Origin of the sequence: Cryobacterium sp. CAN_C2, assembly GCF_015751745.1 — a bacterium.
Lineage (GTDB): Bacteria > Actinomycetota > Actinomycetes > Actinomycetales > Microbacteriaceae > Cryobacterium.
The window spans coordinates 14,571-33,001 of sequence record NZ_JADOUX010000016.1; the positions used below are offsets into that span (position 1 = coordinate 14,571).

The 18,431-nt window shown below is 65.7% G+C and carries 19 protein-coding genes; 16 read left to right on the forward strand and 3 right to left on the reverse strand.

Going from position 1 to position 18,431, the window contains the following annotated elements:
• Positions 1 to 27 precede the first annotated feature (27 nt).
• The 3 genes from IWX77_RS12650 to IWX77_RS12660 all read left to right on the forward strand — a co-directional run bounded on the left by IWX77_RS12650 (position 28) and on the right by IWX77_RS12660 (position 2,549).
• Positions 28 to 204, forward strand: coding sequence for a hypothetical protein (locus IWX77_RS12650; protein ID WP_196844942.1), 177 nt, complete (start codon positions 28 to 30; stop codon positions 202 to 204).
• Between the two features lie 458 nt (positions 205 to 662).
• Positions 663 to 1,316, forward strand: coding sequence for a ScbR family autoregulator-binding transcription factor (locus IWX77_RS12655; RefSeq protein WP_196844872.1), 654 nt, complete (start codon positions 663 to 665; stop codon positions 1,314 to 1,316).
• A gap of 9 nt (positions 1,317 to 1,325) precedes the next feature.
• The gene (locus IWX77_RS12660; RefSeq protein WP_196844873.1) at positions 1,326 to 2,549 is read left to right on the forward strand and encodes an MFS transporter; all 1,224 of its coding nucleotides are present in this window, start codon (positions 1,326 to 1,328) and stop codon (positions 2,547 to 2,549) included.
• 7 nt (positions 2,550 to 2,556) lie between these two features.
• Here IWX77_RS12660 and IWX77_RS12665 read toward each other — a convergent pair whose 3' ends face one another.
• Positions 2,557 to 3,501 (reverse strand): ROK family protein, encoded by a 945-nt coding sequence (locus tag IWX77_RS12665; protein ID WP_196844874.1) that lies wholly within the window; start codon positions 3,499 to 3,501, stop codon positions 2,557 to 2,559.
• Positions 3,502 to 3,640: 139 nt separating this feature from the next.
• Here IWX77_RS12665 and IWX77_RS12670 point away from each other — a divergent pair, with 139 nt between their 5' ends.
• The 10 genes from IWX77_RS12670 to IWX77_RS12715 all read left to right on the forward strand — a co-directional run bounded on the left by IWX77_RS12670 (position 3,641) and on the right by IWX77_RS12715 (position 14,723).
• The gene (locus IWX77_RS12670; protein ID WP_196844875.1) at positions 3,641 to 4,585 is read left to right on the forward strand and encodes a sugar-binding transcriptional regulator; all 945 of its coding nucleotides are present in this window, start codon (positions 3,641 to 3,643) and stop codon (positions 4,583 to 4,585) included.
• Between the two features lie 43 nt (positions 4,586 to 4,628).
• Positions 4,629 to 5,642 (forward strand): deoxyribose-phosphate aldolase, encoded by a 1,014-nt coding sequence (gene deoC, locus IWX77_RS12675; RefSeq protein ID WP_196844876.1) that lies wholly within the window; start codon positions 4,629 to 4,631, stop codon positions 5,640 to 5,642.
• Between the two features lie 9 nt (positions 5,643 to 5,651).
• Complete coding sequence (locus tag IWX77_RS12680; RefSeq protein ID WP_196844877.1) at positions 5,652 to 7,178, forward strand: aldehyde dehydrogenase family protein; 1,527 nt, start codon at positions 5,652 to 5,654, stop codon at positions 7,176 to 7,178.
• The gene (locus tag IWX77_RS12685; protein WP_196844878.1) at positions 7,175 to 8,038 is read left to right on the forward strand and encodes an aldehyde dehydrogenase family protein; all 864 of its coding nucleotides are present in this window, start codon (positions 7,175 to 7,177) and stop codon (positions 8,036 to 8,038) included. The genes IWX77_RS12680 and IWX77_RS12685 overlap by 4 nt, the downstream gene beginning before the upstream one ends.
• A 57-nt stretch (positions 8,039 to 8,095) precedes the next feature.
• Positions 8,096 to 9,616 (forward strand): SDR family oxidoreductase, encoded by a 1,521-nt coding sequence (locus tag IWX77_RS12690; protein ID WP_196844879.1) that lies wholly within the window; start codon positions 8,096 to 8,098, stop codon positions 9,614 to 9,616.
• 87 nt (positions 9,617 to 9,703) lie between these two features.
• Positions 9,704 to 10,264: a GDSL-type esterase/lipase family protein gene (locus IWX77_RS12695; RefSeq protein WP_196844880.1), complete on the forward strand. Its 561-nt coding sequence runs from the start codon at positions 9,704 to 9,706 to the stop codon at positions 10,262 to 10,264.
• A gap of 43 nt (positions 10,265 to 10,307) precedes the next feature.
• Positions 10,308 to 10,733 (forward strand): hypothetical protein, encoded by a 426-nt coding sequence (locus tag IWX77_RS12700; protein WP_196844881.1) that lies wholly within the window; start codon positions 10,308 to 10,310, stop codon positions 10,731 to 10,733.
• A complete protein-coding gene (locus tag IWX77_RS12705) occupies positions 10,733 to 11,068 on the forward strand; it encodes a DUF6804 family protein (protein WP_297414642.1) in 336 nt (111 codons plus the stop codon). The genes IWX77_RS12700 and IWX77_RS12705 overlap by 1 nt, the downstream gene beginning before the upstream one ends.
• Before the next feature lie 280 nt (positions 11,069 to 11,348).
• Positions 11,349 to 13,535, forward strand: a complete 2,187-nt coding sequence (locus IWX77_RS12710; protein WP_196844882.1) for a DEAD/DEAH box helicase — start codon at positions 11,349 to 11,351, stop codon at positions 13,533 to 13,535.
• A gap of 159 nt (positions 13,536 to 13,694) precedes the next feature.
• The gene (locus IWX77_RS12715) at positions 13,695 to 14,723 is read left to right on the forward strand and encodes a 6-phosphofructokinase (protein ID WP_196844883.1); all 1,029 of its coding nucleotides are present in this window, start codon (positions 13,695 to 13,697) and stop codon (positions 14,721 to 14,723) included.
• Between the two features lie 68 nt (positions 14,724 to 14,791).
• Here IWX77_RS12715 and IWX77_RS12720 read toward each other — a convergent pair whose 3' ends face one another.
• A complete protein-coding gene (locus tag IWX77_RS12720) occupies positions 14,792 to 15,046 on the reverse strand; it encodes a mycoredoxin (protein ID WP_196844884.1) in 255 nt (84 codons plus the stop codon).
• A 57-nt stretch (positions 15,047 to 15,103) separates the two neighbouring features.
• Between IWX77_RS12720 and IWX77_RS12725 the strand changes: the two genes are divergently transcribed.
• Genes IWX77_RS12725 through IWX77_RS12735 form a run of 3 tightly spaced genes read left to right on the forward strand, consistent with a single transcriptional unit; the run spans position 15,104 to position 17,095 of the window.
• A complete protein-coding gene (locus IWX77_RS12725) occupies positions 15,104 to 15,577 on the forward strand; it encodes an 8-oxo-dGTP diphosphatase (RefSeq protein WP_196844885.1) in 474 nt (157 codons plus the stop codon).
• Positions 15,570 to 16,766: an inorganic phosphate transporter gene (locus IWX77_RS12730; RefSeq protein WP_196844886.1), complete on the forward strand. Its 1,197-nt coding sequence runs from the start codon at positions 15,570 to 15,572 to the stop codon at positions 16,764 to 16,766. The genes IWX77_RS12725 and IWX77_RS12730 overlap by 8 nt, the downstream gene beginning before the upstream one ends.
• On the forward strand, positions 16,763 to 17,095 hold the full coding sequence (locus IWX77_RS12735; protein ID WP_196844887.1) for a peptidase: 333 nt from the start codon (positions 16,763 to 16,765) through the stop codon (positions 17,093 to 17,095). Before IWX77_RS12730 ends, IWX77_RS12735 begins: the two co-directional genes overlap by 4 nt.
• 55 nt (positions 17,096 to 17,150) lie before the next feature.
• Here the strand turns inward: IWX77_RS12735 and IWX77_RS12740 are convergent, their stop codons facing one another.
• The gene (locus tag IWX77_RS12740; protein ID WP_196844888.1) at positions 17,151 to 18,428 is read right to left on the reverse strand and encodes a uracil-xanthine permease family protein; all 1,278 of its coding nucleotides are present in this window, start codon (positions 18,426 to 18,428) and stop codon (positions 17,151 to 17,153) included.
• Positions 18,429 to 18,431: the final 3 nt, after the last annotated feature.

Sequence of the window (18,431 nt, forward strand, 5' to 3'; positions counted from 1 at the left end):
GCACGCTTCTGATTGTGGGAGCCGGCCATGTACTTTGCCGTGACCCCTCGGATCACTGTCTTGGTCTGCGACGCGTTCAACGCGCTCCGGGCCAAGCTCGTGCCCGAAGAGCGCATCCACCGAGTTGATCACTTTCTTTGGCGCTCAACCGTCTTCAACCTGCCTGGGTTGCGCCTTGCCAATCGCATTTTCGAACCGCTGTGAAACAACAATCACATCGAAGGGGTCGATATCGTCTACGACGAGCAGCTCGGCCTGGGTTCGTGCGTGATCCAGAGGAAGAACTATTCTCACTGGGCGACAGTGGGACTGGCGTCTGGTTATGACCAGAATCGAGTCGAGGTGTCCTCGGAACAGATCGGCCAGTCGTGAAGGATGCCGACATTGCCAACGACGGGACGACGTGCAGTCCGGTCGCCAACGACGAGGTGACCGGTCCGGACGGTTTCGTCGATGGCGGTCAGAGCGCCGCAGAGTCACCCGCGGGAACCATCGTTCATTCCACGCCCCGGCGCGGCGCCAGGGTCACTTCGGGATCAACGATCACCACGCAGAATGCTTATTGTATAGCCACAAAGAAGGGGTGCACTCTCCAGCATGTCGGCCCGGGGCAGAGACGCGCACAGGTACGCTGGGATCTGGTTGATTGTCCTGGGGGTTCCATGCCACAACAAGCACGAGCGATAGAAACGCGCGCGGCGATAATTCGCGGCGCTGCGGCGGCCTTTGAACAACGCGGGTATGGGAGTACGTCCCTCGCGCAGGTCAGTGCCGCCGCCGGTGTCACCAAGGGCGCGCTGTACTTTCACTTCGATTCCAAGGAAGCCCTCGCGGTCGCCATTATCGATGCCCAGCACGAGCAATCGGTTGGTGCCGGTCGTCAGCTGCTCGAAAACAATGTGCCCGGGCTGCGTGCCCTCGTCTCGATGTCGTATGAACTGGCTCGCCAGCTGCGCGATGACCTCATCGTCAGTGCCGGGGTGCGCCTGACCATCGAAGCCGTCAACTTCGCAACACCGGTGTCCGCGCCCTATCTGGACTGGATGGTCACCTGCGAGGAATTCCTGCGCCGGGGAATAGCCGACGGCGATGTGGATCCAGCGGTCGACGTGAGCGGTGCGGCACGCTTTTTCACGGCCGCCTTCACGGGAGTACAGGTGGTCTCCGACGTGCTGACCAGACGCGGCGACATCGACCAGCGGCTGACCGAGATGTGGGCGCTGCTGCTCCCCGGCCTCGTCACACCCGGGCGCTGGGACGACCTGAAAAATTTGGCCACCGACGTGCAGCGGGAACGGGTCACGGCTCGGTCCTAGACTGACCGAGTGAATACCGCCGTCTCCCGCCGACTGTGGGCGGGACGAGGCCTCGCGCTTCTGGGAATCATCCTGGTCGCGGCAAACCTGCGCAACGCGGTCGCCGCCCTGTCACCGATCGTGACCGAGATCAACGTCGACATTCCACTCGGCGCAGTGTCCCTCGGGGTGCTCGGCATGCTCCCGCCGGTGTGCTTCGCCGTCTCGGGCATCTTCACCCCCATGATCACGCGCCGCCATGGTCTCGAACAGCCACTCATACTCGCCCTCGTCGCAATCCTGGTCGGTCACGTCACCCGCGGCCTGTCGGGGTCGATCACCATGCTCATCATCGGCAGTGTCATCGCCTTCGCCGGGCTCGGCATCGGCAACGTGTTGCTACCGCCGCTGGTCAAGAAGTACTTCCCCGACCGCGTCGGGCTCGTGACGAGCCTCTACGTCACCGTCGTGTCGCTGAGCACGCTGGTACCACCACTGATCGCGGTTCCGGTAGCGGACGCCGCCGGCTGGCGCGTGTCGCTCGGCATGTGGATGCTGCTCGCCCTGCTCGCTCTCGTACCGTGGATCACCCTGCTCATGCGGCACCGCGCCGTGCGAACACCGAGCCCGGAGGTCGAGGAGGCCGACGCCACGATTCTGGGTCGCCTGTGGACGTCGTCGATTGCCTGGGCGATCACCGGCGTGTTCGCGGCCTCGTCGCTCAACGCCTACGCCATGTTCGCTTGGCTTCCGCGGTTGCTCGTCGACACCGCCGGGGTTACCCCCGCCCAGGCCGGAACGCTCCTGGCTGTCTACGCCGGCATGGGTATTCCCTGTGCACTCACTATTCCGGTGCTCACCGCCCGCATGACCAACGTCGGGCCGCTCGTCTACATCGGTGTGTTCGCGTTCGTGGCCGGCGACCTGGGCTTGCTGTTCGCGCCAGACACCCTGACCTGGCTCTGGGTCAGCCTCGCGGGCCTTGGTCCACTGTTCTTTCCGCTCGCGCTCGTGCTCATCAACCTGCGCACCCGCACCCACGCGGGCGCTGTTGCGCTCAGCAGCTTCGTGCAGAGCATCGGCTATACCCTCGGAGCGCTCGGGCCGCTGGTCTTCGGCTTGGTACATGATCTCACTGGCGGGTGGACCTGGCCGCTCCTCTTTCTGATGGTCATTGCACTGGCCATCGTCATCGCCGGCGCGGTGATCGGGCGTCCGCACATGCTGGAGGACGACCTGGCTCGCTCCCGCTGACTGTCGGTCAGGGCACGAGCTCGGCGCGGTGAATCAGCGCGGCGGCGCCGATCAGCGGGCCGTCGCCCGATAGCGCCGATGGCACCACGCGCACCCGGGTGGCGTAGGCGAACTGCACGCGGTGGGCAATGGTGGCGCGAGCAAAATCAAGCAGATCAGGGGTGACGTTGGAGAATCCGCCGCCGATGGCGACCAGATCGAGGTCGAGCAGGGTCGCCGCGGAGGCGATCGCCTGGCCGAGCGCACGGCCGCTGCGCGCCACGGCCGCCACCGCGATCGGATCCGCGGCCGCATAGGCTGCCGCGAGGTCTTCGCCCGACTCGCCCGTGAATCCCCGTGTACGCGCCCAGGCGACGGTCTTCGGTCCCGAAGCGACCGCTTCAATACAGCCCACCCCGCCGCAGACGCACGGAACGTCAAAACCGCCGACCTCGATGTGCCCGATGTGGCCAGCATTGCCGGTTGGCCCCGACGCAGTGACGCCGCCGAGAATCAGGCCGCCACCAATGCCGGTCGACACGATCATGCCCATCAGATTATCGACGCCCTGCCCGGCCCCCACCCAATGCTCGGCGAGGGTGATACACAGCCCGTCCATGCGCAGGCGCACCGGCAGGTCGGGCACGAGCGCGGCGACCAGATCTTTCAGGGGATACTCGCGCCAGACCGGCAGATTCAGCGGTGATACCGCCCCCTCCTGCAGGTGAATCGGCCCGGCACAGCCGATCCCGACCCCGATCAGGGCCGCGCCGGCGGGCAGACCCGCGCGGGTCTGGGCGACGACCCTGCGGACAGCGGATGCGAGTTGCTCGCTCGAAGCGCTCGCCCCGGTTACCGCTCGGTGCCGGCTGGCCCCGAGCACGACTCCCCGTTCGTCGACGAGGGCGGCCTCAACCTTGGTGCCCCCGACATCAACGGCGAGAACGAAACGGGGCCAGGCAGTGCTGCTCATGAATTGATCGTACTGGTGCACGATTGCACGCCTACCCAATCAGGCTGATCTGCTCATATGAGCAATGATACCCACGGCTGTTGATTCGGATGGTTGGTCGACGTAGGCTGGACCCGAACGATTGGACCGGCCCACCTACATGAGCGACAACGACGAACTCCTGTCCATCCGCGCTGCCGAGCTGTACTACGAAGAAAATCAGACCCAGGACGAGATCGGTGTGATTCTGCGCCTGACCCGCTGGAAGGTCGGCCGCTTGCTTGCGAGCGCCAAGGCCAACGGCTTCATTCGCATCGAGATCGTGCACCCGCGCGCGCGCCGCCTGCCGATCGAACGCCGACTGCGGGAATCGACCGGCCTCACCGACGCGATCGTGGTCTCCTCCGCCGGTGTGTCCAGTGACTCCGAACTGCAGTCGCGCACCGCACAGGCCGCCGCCGACTACCTCACGAGCCTCCGCCCGATTCCGCGCACACTCGGCATCAGCTGGGGTCGCACCCTGCACGACGTCTCCCTGCATCTGAAACAGGGCTGGGCACCGGGGGTGAACGTGGTGCAGATCAACGGCGGCGTCAGCCTGAACCAGCGCACCGGCACCGCGGCATCCACTGCCGTGACCATCGCTCACAAGGCCGACGGTTCGGCCACACTGCTGCCGAGCCCCGCCATCTTCGAACGCCTGGAAACCAAGCAGGCGATGGAAGCCGACCGCACCGTTGCCGGGGTGCTCGCCTTGGCCCGCAACGCGCAGGCCTACGTCTTTAGCGCCGGCCAGGCGGATGCGAATTCCGCCCTCGTCGACAGCGGCTACCTGAGTGTCGCCCAGATCAACGACCTCGTCGCCCGTGGCGCCGTCGGCGACGTCGTCGGCCGCTACATCGACCAGAACGGCCGGATCGTCGATCCGGAACTCAACGAGCGCACCGTCGGCATTCAGATCGACCAGTTGCGCCGCGCCCCACTCACGATCGCCGTGATCTCCGGACCCTCCAAACACGCCATTGCTCGCGCCGTCGTGCGCAACGGGTTATGCACCGTGCTGGTGACCGACGAGGACACCGCGAACGCCCTGCTTCACGACTGAACCCTCCAGTGACTAACAGCGTCAACGCTCAAAAGGACACCCCATGACCAGTAGCCCCTTGGCCACCTACCAGCCCGATCAGCGCGCCCTCGCGCTGATCGGCGGGGAGGCCACCGACGCCAACCTGCGCCGGTACCTGCATGGCATCCCCGGAATCGACGCCGTCGGCCTCGAAGCCCGCGCCGCCGACCTCGGCACTCGTTCGATCAAGACGAGCTCCAAACGCTGGGCCATCGACACCATCATCGGCCTGATCGACCTCACCACCCTCGAGGGAGCTGACACGCCCGGCAAGGTGCGCTCCCTCGTCGCCAAGGCGCTCGTGCCCGACCCGGGCGACCCCGGCTGCCCTCGCGTCGCAGCGGTCTGCGTCTACGGCGACATGGTCGGCGCTGCCGTGACGGCGCTCGGCTCCCTGCACGCCGCCGGCGCCACCGAGGGCGTCAACGTTGCTGCCGTCGCGACCGCCTTTCCGAGCGGCCGTGCCGCACTCGCGATCAAGCTCGCCGACGTGCGCGACGCGGTCACGGCCGGCGCCGACGAGATCGACATGGTCATCGACCGTGGAGCGTTTCTGGCCGGCCGGTTCGGCCAGGTCTACGACGAAATCGTCGCCGTGAAAGAGGCCTGCCGCCGCGCCGACGGTTCGCTCGCCCACCTCAAGGTGATTCTCGAGACCGGCGAACTGAACACCTACGACAACGTGCGACGAGCCTCCTGGCTTGCCATTCTGGCCGGCGGCGACTTCATCAAGACCTCCACCGGCAAGGTCGCGCCCGCCGCGACGCTTCCGGTGACGCTGTCCATGCTTGAGGTCGTGCGCGACTGGCACCGGCTCACCGGCGTGCGTATCGGCGTGAAGCCAGCCGGCGGCATTCGCACCTCCAAGGACGCGATCAAGTATCTCGTCACGGTTGCCGAAACGGTGGGGGAGGAGTGGCTCACACCGCACCTGTTCCGCTTCGGCGCCTCCAGCTTGCTGAACGACGTGTTGCTGCAGCGCCAAAAGATGACGACCGGGCACTACTCCGGCCCCGACTACGTGACGATTGACTAGGGAACGACCATGAAATTTCTCGACTACGCCCCGGCCCCCGAGTCGCAGGCGCTACTGAACCTCAAGAGCGACTACGGCCATTTCATCAACGGCGACTTCACGGCCGGCCGCGGCACACCGTTTCAGACCATCAACCCGGCCACCGAGCAGCCGATCGCGATGATTGCCACCGCCAACGAAGCGGATGTCGACGCCGCCGTGTCTGCCGCCCGTCACGCTTACGACGGGGTCTGGTCCCGGCTATCCGGCAGCGACCGCGGTAAGTACTTGTTTCGCATTGCCCGCCTGGTGCAGGAACGCGCCCGCGAACTCGCCGTCGCCGAAACCCTCGACAACGGCAAGCCGATCAAGGAAACCCGCGACGTCGATATTCCCCTCGTCGCGGCCTGGTTCTTCTACTACGCCGGCTGGGCCGACAAGCTCGACCACGCCGGAGTCGGCCCGAACCCGGCCTCGCTCGGCGTTGCCGCCCAGGTCATCCCGTGGAACTTTCCGCTCATGATGCTGGCCTGGAAGATCGCCCCGGCGCTCGCCGCCGGCAACACCGTCGTGCTCAAGCCCGCCGAAACCACCTCGCTGACCGCGCTGCTGTTCGCCGAGATTCTGCAGCAGGCCGACCTGCCCGCCGGCGTCGTCAACATCATCACGGGCGACGGAAGCACCGGCCAGGCCCTGGTCAACCACCCGGGTGTCAACAAGGTCGCCTTCACCGGCTCGACCTCGGTCGGTCGGTCCATCGCCCGCTCGGTCGCCGGAACCGGCAAGGTGCTCAGCCTCGAACTCGGCGGCAAGGGCGCCAACATCGTCTTCGACGACGCCCCGATCGACCAGGCCGTCGAGGGCATCGTGCGCGGCATCTTCTTCAACCAGGGCCAGGTCTGCTGCGCCGGCAGCCGCCTGATCGTGCAGGAAAGCATTCACGACGACGTCATCGACCGACTCAAGCGTCGCATGCAGACACTGCGCCTGGGCGACCCGCTCGACAAGAACACCGACATCGGCGCGATCAACAGCGCCGAGCAGCTGGCGCGAATTCGGGAACTCTCCGACCTCGGACAGCGAGAGGGTGCCGAACGCTGGAGTGCCGATTGCGTCATTCCGGAGAACGGTTTCTGGTTTGCGCCGACCATCTTCACCAACGTGTCGACCAGCCATCGCATTGCCCGCGACGAGATTTTCGGTCCGGTGCTCTCGGTACTGACCTTTCGTACCCCGGCCGAGGCCATCGCCAAGGCGAACAACACCCCCTACGGTCTTTCCGCCGGAATCTGGAGCGACAAGGGCAGCCGCATTCTCGCCGTCGCCGACAGGCTGCGGGCCGGCGTGATCTGGGCGAACACCTTCAACCAATTCGACCCGTCAAGCCCGTTCGGTGGCTACAAGGAGAGCGGATACGGCCGCGAGGGCGGCCGTCACGGCCTCGCCGCATACCTCAAGCCCGCCGTGAGAAGCGGCTCGCGGTCGATCGCCGCCGCTGACCCGGTGACGACACCCGTCACCAAGAAGTCCGCATCTGCAAAGAAAGCCGCCAAGTGAACCGCCTCGCCATCCCCAAGACCTACAAGCTCTACATCGGCGGCACGTTTCCGCGCAGCGAATCCGGCCGTGTCTACGAGGTGCTCTCGCACAAGGGCGACTTTCTGGCCAACGCCGCACAGGGCAGCCGCAAGGATGCCCGCGACGCCGTCGTGGCCGCCCGCAGCGCCCTCGGCGGCTGGGCCGGCGCCACGGCCTACAACCGCGGACAGGTGCTGTACCGCATTGCCGAACTGCTCGAAGGGCGTCGGGCGCAGTTCATCGACGAAATCATGAGCTGCGAGGGCGTGAATGCCGCCGTAGCAAGCGGCCAGGTCGACGAGGCCATCGACCGCTGGGTCTGGTATGCCGGCTGGGCCGACAAGTACCTGCAGGTCGCCGGAAACGCCAACCCGGTCTCCGGACCGTTCTTCAACCTGTCGGTGCCCGAACCGGCCGGTGTCGTCGCGATCATCGCTCCGCAGGGAAATGAATCGTTGCTCGGGCTGGTCAGCGCGATCGCGCCAGCCCTCGTGGCCGGCAACACGGTCGTCGTCGTCGCCAACGAGAACGCTCCGCTGTCAGCGATCAGCCTCGGCGAGGTGCTCGCCACGAGCGACGTGCCCGGCGGAGTGGTCAACATTTTGACCGGTTCGCCGGCCGAGATCGCCCCGTGGCTCGCCAGCCACGCCGATGTCAACGCCCTCGACCTGGTCGGTGCGGGCGACCTCGACTGGGTGGAGCTGCAGATCAGCGCGGCCGACACGCTCAAGCGGGTACTTCCGCCGGAGTCGGGAGCGGATGCCGCAGCTCCGGCACTCTCGCGCATCCTGGCCTTCACCGAGCTGAAGACGGTCTGGCACACCAAGGCTGTCCTGTGACCTGCCTCGGAGCATCCACTCAGGAGTCCGCCTGGATAAGGGGATAAACTCCGCCGCATGACTTTACGCAGAACACTTGTCACGGGCGCCTCTGGTTACATTGGGGGACGCCTGGTTCCCAGGCTTCTGGAGGCGGGCTTCGAGGTGCGGGTGCTTGTGCGCACCCCGTCGAAGCTGCGCGACGTGCCGTGGGCGGACCAGGTAGAGATCGTGGCGGGAGACCTGGGCGACTTGGCCTCCGTGCAGCGCGCCTGCGCCGACATCGATGTGCTGTACTACCTCGTGCACTCGATGGGCGCAGCCGGCGACTTCGAGAAAATTGAGCACACTGCTGCCGAAAACGTCGCCCGGGCAGCTGCCGCAGCCCACGTGGCTCGCATCGTCTACCTTGGCGGGCTGCACCCCGATACCGATTCGCTCTCCGCCCACCTGCGTTCCCGGATGGAGGTCGGCCGTATTCTTCTCGACAGTGGCGTACCAACGATCGCATTCCAGGCCGGAGTGGTGATCGGCTCCGGCTCGACCTCGTTCGAGATGATCCGCCACCTGACCGACGTGCTGCCCTATATGCCCGCGCCCAAATGGGTGCGCAACCGCATCCAGCCCATCGCCGTGCGCGACGTGCTCTACTACCTGCAGGCCGCGGCTGACCTTGCGCCGGAGGTGAATCGCACCTTCGACATCGGCGGCCCGGACGTGCTGCGATACGGCCAGATGATGAACGGCTACGCTCTCGAGGCCGGCCTCAAACAGCGGGCTATCGCCGCCTTGCCCGTGCTCACTCCGTGGCTTGCCTCCCAGTGGGTGAACCTGGTCACGCCCATTCCGCGCAGTCTTGCCATTCCCATCATCGCCTCGCTGCAGTACGACTGCGTCGTGCACGAGAGCGACATCGACGAGTTCATTCCGAAGCCGAAGGGGGGTCTCACCGGCTACCGTCGTGCGGTGCGCCTGGCGCTCGGCCGCATGCGCGACGGAGACGTGGAGACCAGCTGGCGCAACTCTTCGATCGAAGGCGCGTCGAGCAACCCATTGCCGAGCGACCCGGACTGGGCCGGCCACGCCGTCTACACCGACCTGCGCGAGAAGACCACTCGGGCCGCCCCCGCCGCGCTCTGGCGGGTCATCGAAAGTATTGGCGGCGAAAACGGCTGGTATTCCTTTCCGCTGGCCTGGGCCGCTCGCGGTCTGCTGGACAAGGCGGTCGGCGGCGTGGGCCTGCGCCGCGGCCGCCGCAACCCCGACCACCTGCACAACGGCGAGGTGCTCGACTTCTGGCGAGTGGAACGGATCGACCACGGCAGCTTTCTGCGGCTGCGCGCCGAGATGCGCGTTCCCGGCCGAGCCTGGCTCGAAATGAGCGTCACCCCGACGGATACCGGCGGCTCGATTTACCGGCAGCGCGCGGTGTTCTTTCCGCGCGGTCTCGGTGGTCGGCTGTACTGGGCGGCGATCCTGCCGTTCCACGGCATCATCTTCGAGGGGATGGCCACCCGGATCACGGCGACGGCCGCTGGGGAGGGTGAAGCCCCGGCGCAGGATCCGCTTGCGTCTCTTTCTCGCTCGGACGAGCACTGAGGCTGCGGGTAGAACGTGCGTATAGTCTGAGAATTCTGGCTACTCGGCCCGGTTCGGGGCATGATGGTATAAGAGTAGGAGGACTCCATGTCAGTTTCTCTCGCCTTTCTGGGCGACGGGCTCATTGCGGACGGTCAGTGGGACGAATGGTTTCCCGAGCACGATGTGCACAACCTGGCCGCGAACGGCAACACCACCGACGAGGTCATTTCCCAGCTTGATCGGGTGATCGAGATGCGGCCCGACGCCGTCGTGATCGGGGTCGGCACCAACGACCTCGGCTGGCGCAAGTCCGATGAATACGTTGTTCGCAACCTCGAAACCATCCTGCACACACTGCGGCGCGCGCTGCCGGAGACCCGCATCATGGTGCAGTCAGTACTGCCACGCGACCGGGACTTTGCCGAGACCATCCGCTCCATCAACCGGCACGTCTGGCAGTACGCCCCCACCCAGCACGTGCAGTACCTCGACCTGTGGCCGGCCCTCGCGCTGCCCGACGGCGAGCTCGACCCCACCCTCGGCATCGATCGTCTGCGCCTGAACCCGGCCGGCTATGCGGCCTGGCTGGCGGAACTGAAGCCCGCACTGGAGACGTTGTTCGAACGCCCGCCATCAACGACCTCGATTCCCATCCAGCACGCCTGAGAGGCACGCAGCGCCCGCGCTGCACGCTCGGTAGAGTGGACGCATGCTCCGATCGGTTCGTCTCGCACGTGTCCCGGCTTCCGGTGCGCTGATCGTGGGGAGAGCCGTGCTCGCGGTGGCACCACCCGCGCAGGCCGCGACCGCCCTCTCCAGCAACAGCAGCACCAGCCGCCCCAGCAGCACCGCGCAAGCGGATGCTCCCAGCGTTCAGAGTGTGAAAATCCACCAACGCGTCCGTCCCCTGGCCGTTTTGTTCGGGCCGGAAAAAGACGGGTCGGGCGTGCTCAGCCAGGACTACGCCGAGAGCGGCACCCAGCCCGACTGGCAGTGTGGATCCGGAATGCTCCAGGCAGCCTACTTCGCGAATGCGATCAGCCCATTCTCGACGGCGTCAGGGCCGGGCAGCGCCACGAGCACCTCGAGTTGGGGCGGGCGCGGCGGTTTCTCCGACCGCGGCGAGGGCGTCTGATGGGCACCCCCGCAGCACCGACCTTCACCCGCTCGGCCCTCGCGCCGGGTCTGCTCGGCGCCATCGTGCTGATCGCCGGACTCGCCCTGCTGGACGGCGAGGGTTTCATCATCATCCGCTACGCGGTCAGTATTCTTGCACTCATCATCTGCGTCTTCGTGATTCAGGCGCGTTCCTGGTACTGGCTGATCGGACTCGTTCCGATGGCCATTCTGTGGAACCCGGTTGTGATTCTCGACCTGAGCGGCCAGGGCTGGGTATCGGCACAATTCATCGCGGCAATTGTGTTCATCGTGGTCGGTCTGCGCACCAAGGTACCAATTCGCAAGGATTGAACGTCGGGCGTAGACTACACTCGCGTTGAGGGAACCGGGTCAGGTCTGTGCTGTGCGCTCGCATTCGGTGGCAGCACCCGTCAGATCAGCACCACCGCTGCGACAGCATCCGCTTGACGCCGGGTGTGGCGTCGTGATCGCGATCCGTGCTGTGTTTCGTGAAACGATCGTTTCTGCACACCGCGGAAATGATTTGCGAAATGCAGCGTTCCGGTAACACCAGAATGCCGTGACCGGCGAGGCGTGGTACCCGTACCGTGCTGCTTCGAAGTGGAGAACAATGGCTTATACCCGTACCGATGCCTCGGGCAGCCGGAACAACCTCGGTCGTAATGGAGCCACCCGCAATCGGGCCCACCCGCGTTCGCGTGATGACGACGCGCCCATCATTCCGATTCTCGCCCGCAAGGTTCGCGAGGTCGAGGCAAAGGCGCAGTCTGGCACCAAGCTCGGGCCGACCAACCGCACGAAATACCAGGTCATCGCCCTGCTGATGCGCGAAGAACGTGCCCGCGTCAAAGGTGACAAGGAACTTTCCGACGCGAACCGAGCAGAGCTGCTCAAACGCCTCGACGGCATCGCCCAGATTCTGGCCAAGACCGCGGCCCGTGACACGAGCCTGATCACCCTGCTCGAGCCCGACGCCGGCGTCTCCACGGTTGCCCAGAGGTTTCGCCGTGACTGGCTGCTCGAATCCGGTGCCGAACTGAGCCCCGACGAGCTCATTATCACCCGCGAGCCCGAAGCCGCACCGATCGTGCTGCCGAACCAGGTCATCCCGCAGTCGGTGAAGGCCAGGCAGCTGGCCAACCCGTTCCTCGCGCCGGACTTCAGCGCCGCCGCTCAACCGATCGTGCACCCGCGAAGGCTCGCCAACTGGGAACTTCTCGGCCCCCTCTTCAAATCGTTCGAGTACGGCTCCGGCGGCCAGGCGGCCAGCATGGACATGCCGGAGGCCCCCAAACTGGACCGGCTCTCGCCGAACGGCATGGACCTCATGCGGCACCAGGCCCGCTTTATCGAGAGCGCTCGTCTCGGCCACCGCAGTTATCTGCTCGCTGACGAGCCGGGCCTCGGCAAGACGGCGCAAAGCCTGCTGGCGGCATCCGTTGCCAATGCCTACCCGCTGCTGGCCATCGTGCCCAACGTCGTAAAGATGAACTGGGCCCGTGAAGTGCAACTGTGGACGCCGAACCGGCGCGCCACTGTCATTCACGGTGACGGCGACACGCTCGACGCCTTCGCCGATGTCGTCGTGGTGAACTACGACGTGCTCGACCGGCACCTGGCTTGGCTGGGCACGCTCGGATTCAAGGGAATGGTCGTCGACGAGGCGCACTTCATTAAGAACCTGTCGTCCCAGCGGTCCAAGCACGTGCTTTCGCTCGCCGACCAGATTCGTCGCCGCACCCCGGGCGGCAACCCGCTGCTGATGGCGCTGACCGGAACCCCCCTGATCAACGACGTCGACGATTTTCGCGCTATCTGGCAGTTCCTCGGTTGGATCGACGGTGACAAGCCGGCCCCCGCTCTGCTGAAGCGCCTCGAAGAGACCGGTCTGACCCCGGCCGACATGGGTTTCTACAAGGAGGCCCGCGCGGCCGTCATCGACATGGGCATCGTGCGTCGCCGCAAGGTCGACGTCGCCGCCGATCTGCCAGCCAAGCGCATCGCCGACCTACCGGTCGAACTCGACGACGACCTCGGCCGATCCATCCGGCAGGCCGAGCGCGAACTGGGCGCCCGCCTGGTCACCCGCTATCAGGCGCTCGTCGCGGCCCGGCAGGCCGGCTCGGGCGGTCCCGCCGTTCCTGACGAAGACCAACGGGATGCCTACATTCGCGCCGTCGCCCACGCTGAGCTCGAAGAATCCAAGGGTCAGACCACCGGTGAAAACGTCTTCACCATGGTGCGCAAGATCGGTCAGGCCAAGGCCGGCCTGGCGGCGGACTACGCCGCGCAATTGGCACGCTCGGTCGGCAAGGTCGTGTTCTTCGCCAAGCACATTGACGTGATGGACACCGCCGAGGAGATCTTCGCAAAGCGCGACCTGCGCACGGTGTCGTTGCGCGGCGACCAGACCGCGCTGGCCCGCCAAGCCGCGATCGACTCCTTCAACAATGATCCGGGTGTCGCGATCGCAGTGTGCTCGCTCACCGCGGCCGGCGTCGGCGTCAACCTTCAGGCCGCATCGAACGTCGTGCTCGCCGAACTCAGCTGGACTGCCGCCGAGCAGACCCAGGCCATCGACCGGGTACATCGCATCGGCCAGGACGAGCCGGTCACCGCGTGGCGCATCATCGCCGCGCACACCATTGACGCGCGCATCGCCGATTTGATCGGCAGCAAGCAGGGCCTCGCGGCGCGCGCGTTGGACGGTTCCCAGGCGGAATACACGGCGGCCGATTCGGTGCAGGCGAGTGCGCTCATCTATGTGCTCACCCAGGCCCTGGACGGAAAGCTGTAGGCGGGCAGTCACCTCGGCGGGGCTCGGCCGATTTGAGTCGATCCCGCTTCAGGCACCATGATTGTGGCACAGCGCTTGCAAGCACATGATTGTCACCGATCCTGAGTTACGACATGATCATCACGACCAGACTCGTCCCGCTACCAAGATCGGCCAGCTATGAAGATCGGTATTCTCACCAGCGGAGGCGACTGCCCCGGACTGAACGCGGTCATTCGTGGCGCCGTGCTGAAGGGTGTGCGCACGCACGATTTTGAGTTCATTGGAATTCGCAATGGTTGGCGTGGACTCGTTCAGAACGAGTTCATGCCCCTCGATCGTCACAGTGTGCGCGGCCTGTCCCGTCAGGGCGGTACCATTCTCGGCAGCTCACGCACGAACCCGTTCGAGGGCGAAAACGGCGGCCCGGAGAACATTCAGCGCACCCTCGACGCCAACGGCATCGACGCCGTGATCGCGATCGGCGGCGAGGGCACCCTCACCGCCGCGCACCGCCTCACGGAGGCCGGCCTCAATATTGTGGGGGTGCCCAAGACCATCGACAACGACCTGGAGGCCACGGACTACTCCTTCGGCTTCAACACCGCCGTCGAGATCGCCACCGAGGCCATCGATCGCCTGCGCACCACCGCCGAATCCCACGGCCGCTGCATGGTCGTTGAGGTCATGGGACGCCACGTCGGATGGATTGCGCTGCACTCCGGCATGGCCGGTGGCGCCCACGCCATCCTCATTCCCGAGCAGCCCAAGTCGATCGAGCAGATCTGCGACTGGGTCGAGCACGTGCGTGACCGCGGCCGGGCCCCGGTCATCGTCGTCTCCGAAGGCTTTCTCCTCTCCGGCATGGAGGAGGCTCATTCCACGAAAGGCCTCGACGCCTTTCATCGCCCCCGCCTCGGCGGAATCAGTGAGGTCATCGCCCCGCTCATCGAGGAACGCACCGGAATCGAAAGTCGGGCCACCGTGCTCGGTCACACCCAGCGCGGCGGTGCCCCGTCGGCCTACGACCGGGTGCTCGCCACCCGTCTCGGCATGGCCGCCGTTGACGCGATCCACAACGCGCAGTGGGGATCGATGGTATCGCTGCGCGGCACGGAAATCGACGTCGTGAGCATCGCCTCGGCCACCATCGGCCTCAAGCGGGTGTCACCGGCCCGCTACGACGAGGCCGCCGTACTCTTCGGCTAACCCATGTTGGTCGAGCCTGACAGTGATGACCAGAAAACGGTCCCGACCGGCTCGACCCGCGGTTCGGGTCAGGCGAGTTTGGCCTGCACCTGGGCCAGCGAGGGGTTCGTCGCCGCCGATCCATCGGGGTAGAGAATGGTTGGCACCGTCTGGTTGCCGCCGTTGAGGCTCATCACCAGCTCTGGTGTGCCGTCAACCTGCTCGATGTTCACCTCGGTATAGCCGATTCCGGCGGTGTCGAGCTGCTTCTTCAAACGTTTGCAGTAGCCGCACCAGTCGGTTGTGAACATGGTGATGGTTCCGTTAGCGGGTACAAAGTTCATGTTTGCAGCCTATCCGAGCCGCCTCCAAAACCGCTCCGTGAGGGTTAAGATGACGTAATGACTTTGCCCCAGGTATGCGTGTGCTACCTCACTCGACTATCTCCCGAAGGCAACCGGCAAGTCTTGCTGGGGCGCAAGAAGAAAGGCCTCGGCCTGGGCAACATTGTCGGCCTCGGCGGCAAGCTGGAGGTCGGCGAGAGCGCAGTGGACGCTGCGGTGCGCGAAATCGAAGAAGAATCCGGTCTCGTGGTGGCGGCATCCGCCCTCACCGAAGCTGGGTACCTCACCTATCTCTTTCCGCACCGCGAGGAGTGGAGCCAGGAATCGACCGTGTTCGTCTGCGACGCTTGGTCGGGAACGCCTCGGGAATCGAACGAGCTGAACCCGGTGTGGTTCGACGTCGCGAGCCTGCCGGTCGATGAGATGTGGGACGACGCGCGCCACTGGCTGCCGGGGGTGCTCGCCGGCGTGCCGGTGCGCGCCACGTTCACGTTCGGTGCCGACCTGGAAAGCGTGGTGTCTCGTGCCTGAATTCAGCCTCATCATCGTCTTGGTCATCGCCCTTGCGCTCATTTTTGACTTCACCAATGGTTTTCACGACACGGCGAACGCCATGGCCACCCCGATCGCAACGGGGGCAATGAAGCCCAAGGTCGCCGTTGGTGTTGCCGCCGTTCTCAACCTGGTTGGGGCGTTTCTCTCGACCGAGGTTGCGCGCACCGTGTCGGGCGGCATTGTCAAGGAGGGTAACGGTGGGGTGCTGATCACCCCCGAGCTCATCTTCGCCGGCCTGATCGGCGCAATCGTGTGGAACCTCGTCACCTGGCTGATGGGCCTGCCATCGAGCTCGAGCCACGCCCTGTTCGGCGGGCTGATCGGCGCGACCATCATCGGGGTCGGTTCCCAGGCGGTCGACTACAACGTCGTCGTCGCCAAGGTCATGCTGCCCGCACTGATCGCACCGCTGATCGCCGGAGTCGTCGCACTCGTCGCGACTCGTCTCGCCTACACGATCACCCGTCGCGACGTCGGCAAGCCCGACGGCCGCGGCGGATTTCGTTACGCGCAGATCTTCTCCTCCTCGCTCGTCGCGTTGGCCCACGGCACCAATGATGCGCAGAAGACCATGGGAGTGATCACACTCACGCTCATCGCCGGGGGGTTTCAGGCCGTCGGCAGCGGACCCACCTTCTGGGTGATCGCCGCGTGCGCCCTCGCGATTGCCATCGGCACCTACACCGGCGGCTGGCGCATCATCCGAACCATGGGCTCGGGCTTGACCGAGATCAAGCCGGCGCAGGGCTTCGCCGCCGAAACCAGCACTGCGGCCACGATCCTCGCTTCGAGCCAGCTCGGATTCGCTCTCTCCACCACCCAGGTGGCGTCCGGTTCTGTGATCGGTTCCGGCCTCGGTCGCCGAGGCTCGACCATTCGCTGGGGGATGGCCGGACGCATCGCGCTCGGCTGGGTGATGACGCTGCCGGCCGCGGCCATCGTGGGCGCCTTCGCCGCCGGACTCGCCCTGCTGGGCCCGATCGGTATCGTGCTCGACATGGTGATCGGAACGATCGTGATCATGGCGCTGTTCCGCTGGTCCCGGCGCAACCGGGTCACGCACAACACGCTCCGCAACGACATCGATGACGCTGGACGGGTCGTCAACATCAAGAAGACGCCGCGCCGCCCCACCCGTCGAGACCATAGGAAGGTGTCGCTGTGATCGGCTGGAGCGCATTCCTCATTGTCTCGGCCGCGTCACTGTTCTCGGCCGCTCTGCTCGTGAGCCTCTACTCGCTCGGGCTGCGCCTACTCACCACGGCCGGCCGCATCCCGCTGGTGGAGCCGCGCGAGTTCACCGGCGCGATTACCGTGCTGACCCCGAAGAAGGCCGCAAAACAGCTGAAACGGGCGCGGAAGGCCGCCGCGGCCAACCCGCTGACTCCCGGGTTGAAGAGCCTGGCGTTGAACGCTGGCTACGCCTGTTTTGTGCTCTGCGGCGTCGCCGTGCTCTACGGCGTCTACCTGATCGTGCCTGCCCTGCACCGATAGCGCCCGCCGTGTGTTCCGTGCCCGGGCACGGGTGGCGGTGATGGTGGCGGTGGGGCTACGCGGTCCGGCGCACGCGGCCGAGCCAGGTCATCAGGTGGTAGATCACGATGGCCGCGACCGTGCCGAGCGCGATGCCGTTGAAGCTCAGCGCGCCGGCGTTGAGGGTGAAGTCTGCGATGCCGATGATGAGCGCGGTCGCGGCCGTGAACTGGTTCACCGGCTTGGAGAAGTCGACCTTGTTGTCGAGCCAGATCTTGACGCCGATGACGCCGATCAGCCCGTAGAGCGCCGTGGTGACGCCGCCGAGCACACCGTTGGGAATAGTGAAGATGATCGCACCGACCTTCGGGGAGAGGCCGAGGAGAATCGCGACGATTCCGGCGACCCAGTAGGCGGCCGTGGAGTAGATGCGGGTCGCCGCCATGACGCCGATGTTCTCGCCGTACGTCGTGGTTCCGCTGCCGCCGCCAAAACCGGCGAGCATGGTGGCGAGCCCGTCGGCGAGCAGAGCGCGCCCGGTGAGCCGGTTCACCTTCGCATCCGTCATCTGCGCCACGCCCTTGATGTGGCCAACGTTCTCGGCGATGAGCACGAGCACGACGGGCAGAAAAGCGGGCAGCACACCGAAGACGGCGGCCGGGTTCTCAAACGGGTTGGCCGGCGCGGTGAACGGCGGCAGTCCGATCCAGGCAGCCTCGGCAACCCTGCTGAAGTCGACCTCACCGAAGAAAACCGCCGCGACATAGCCGACGAGCACACCGAGAAAGATCGACAGCCGGCCGAGGATGCCGCGAAACAGCACCGTGCACAGGATTACGGCGACGAGTGTGATGAGCGCGGTTAGCGGTGCCTTGTCGAAGTTCGCCTTGGCCACCGGGGCGAGGTTGAAACCGATCAGCGCGACGATGGCACCCGACACGATCGGCGGCATGAGCCGGTCGATCCAGCCGGTACCGGTGAGCTGCACGATGACGCCGACGAGGGCGAGCAGCACACCGACAGCCATGATGCCGAACAGGGCGCTGCCCATGCCGGCCGAGGCGGTTGCGGCGGTGATCGGTGCGATGAACGCGAACGACGAGCCAAGGTAGCTGGGCAGTCTATTGCCGGTGATCAGAAGAAACAGTAGGGTTCCTACGCCGGAGAACAGCAGCGTCGTGCTCGGGGGAAAGTCGGTGAGCAGCGGCACCAGAAAGGTTGCACCAAACATGGCGACGACGTGCTGCGAGCCGATGCCGATGGTCAGCGGCCAGCTCAGCCGTTCACCCGGGCCGACGACCTCCTGAACCCCGACCGTCTTTCCGTCGCCGTGCAGGGTCCAGGGCAGTTGCATGTG

Excerpts from the sequence above, each read along its gene's own strand:
- IWX77_RS12650 (WP_196844942.1), top strand. The coding sequence starts at position 28 with ATGTACTTTGCCGTGACCCCTCGGATCACTGTCTTGGTCTGCGACGCG.
- IWX77_RS12655 (WP_196844872.1), top strand. The coding sequence starts at position 663 with ATGCCACAACAAGCACGAGCGATAGAAACGCGCGCGGCGATAATTCGC.
- IWX77_RS12665 (WP_196844874.1), bottom strand. The coding sequence starts at position 3,501 with ATGAGCAGCACTGCCTGGCCCCGTTTCGTTCTCGCCGTTGATGTCGGG.
- IWX77_RS12670 (WP_196844875.1), top strand. The coding sequence starts at position 3,641 with ATGAGCGACAACGACGAACTCCTGTCCATCCGCGCTGCCGAGCTGTAC.
- deoC (WP_196844876.1), top strand. The coding sequence starts at position 4,629 with ATGACCAGTAGCCCCTTGGCCACCTACCAGCCCGATCAGCGCGCCCTC.
- IWX77_RS12680 (WP_196844877.1), top strand. The coding sequence starts at position 5,652 with ATGAAATTTCTCGACTACGCCCCGGCCCCCGAGTCGCAGGCGCTACTG.
- IWX77_RS12690 (WP_196844879.1), top strand. The coding sequence starts at position 8,096 with ATGACTTTACGCAGAACACTTGTCACGGGCGCCTCTGGTTACATTGGG.
- IWX77_RS12695 (WP_196844880.1), top strand. The coding sequence starts at position 9,704 with ATGTCAGTTTCTCTCGCCTTTCTGGGCGACGGGCTCATTGCGGACGGT.
- IWX77_RS12700 (WP_196844881.1), top strand. The coding sequence starts at position 10,308 with ATGCTCCGATCGGTTCGTCTCGCACGTGTCCCGGCTTCCGGTGCGCTG.
- IWX77_RS12705 (WP_297414642.1), top strand. The coding sequence starts at position 10,733 with ATGGGCACCCCCGCAGCACCGACCTTCACCCGCTCGGCCCTCGCGCCG.
- IWX77_RS12710 (WP_196844882.1), top strand. The coding sequence starts at position 11,349 with ATGGCTTATACCCGTACCGATGCCTCGGGCAGCCGGAACAACCTCGGT.
- IWX77_RS12715 (WP_196844883.1), top strand. The coding sequence starts at position 13,695 with ATGAAGATCGGTATTCTCACCAGCGGAGGCGACTGCCCCGGACTGAAC.
- IWX77_RS12720 (WP_196844884.1), bottom strand. The coding sequence starts at position 15,046 with ATGAACTTTGTACCCGCTAACGGAACCATCACCATGTTCACAACCGAC.
- IWX77_RS12725 (WP_196844885.1), top strand. The coding sequence starts at position 15,104 with ATGACTTTGCCCCAGGTATGCGTGTGCTACCTCACTCGACTATCTCCC.
- IWX77_RS12740 (WP_196844888.1), bottom strand. The coding sequence starts at position 18,428 with ATGCAACTGCCCTGGACCCTGCACGGCGACGGAAAGACGGTCGGGGTT.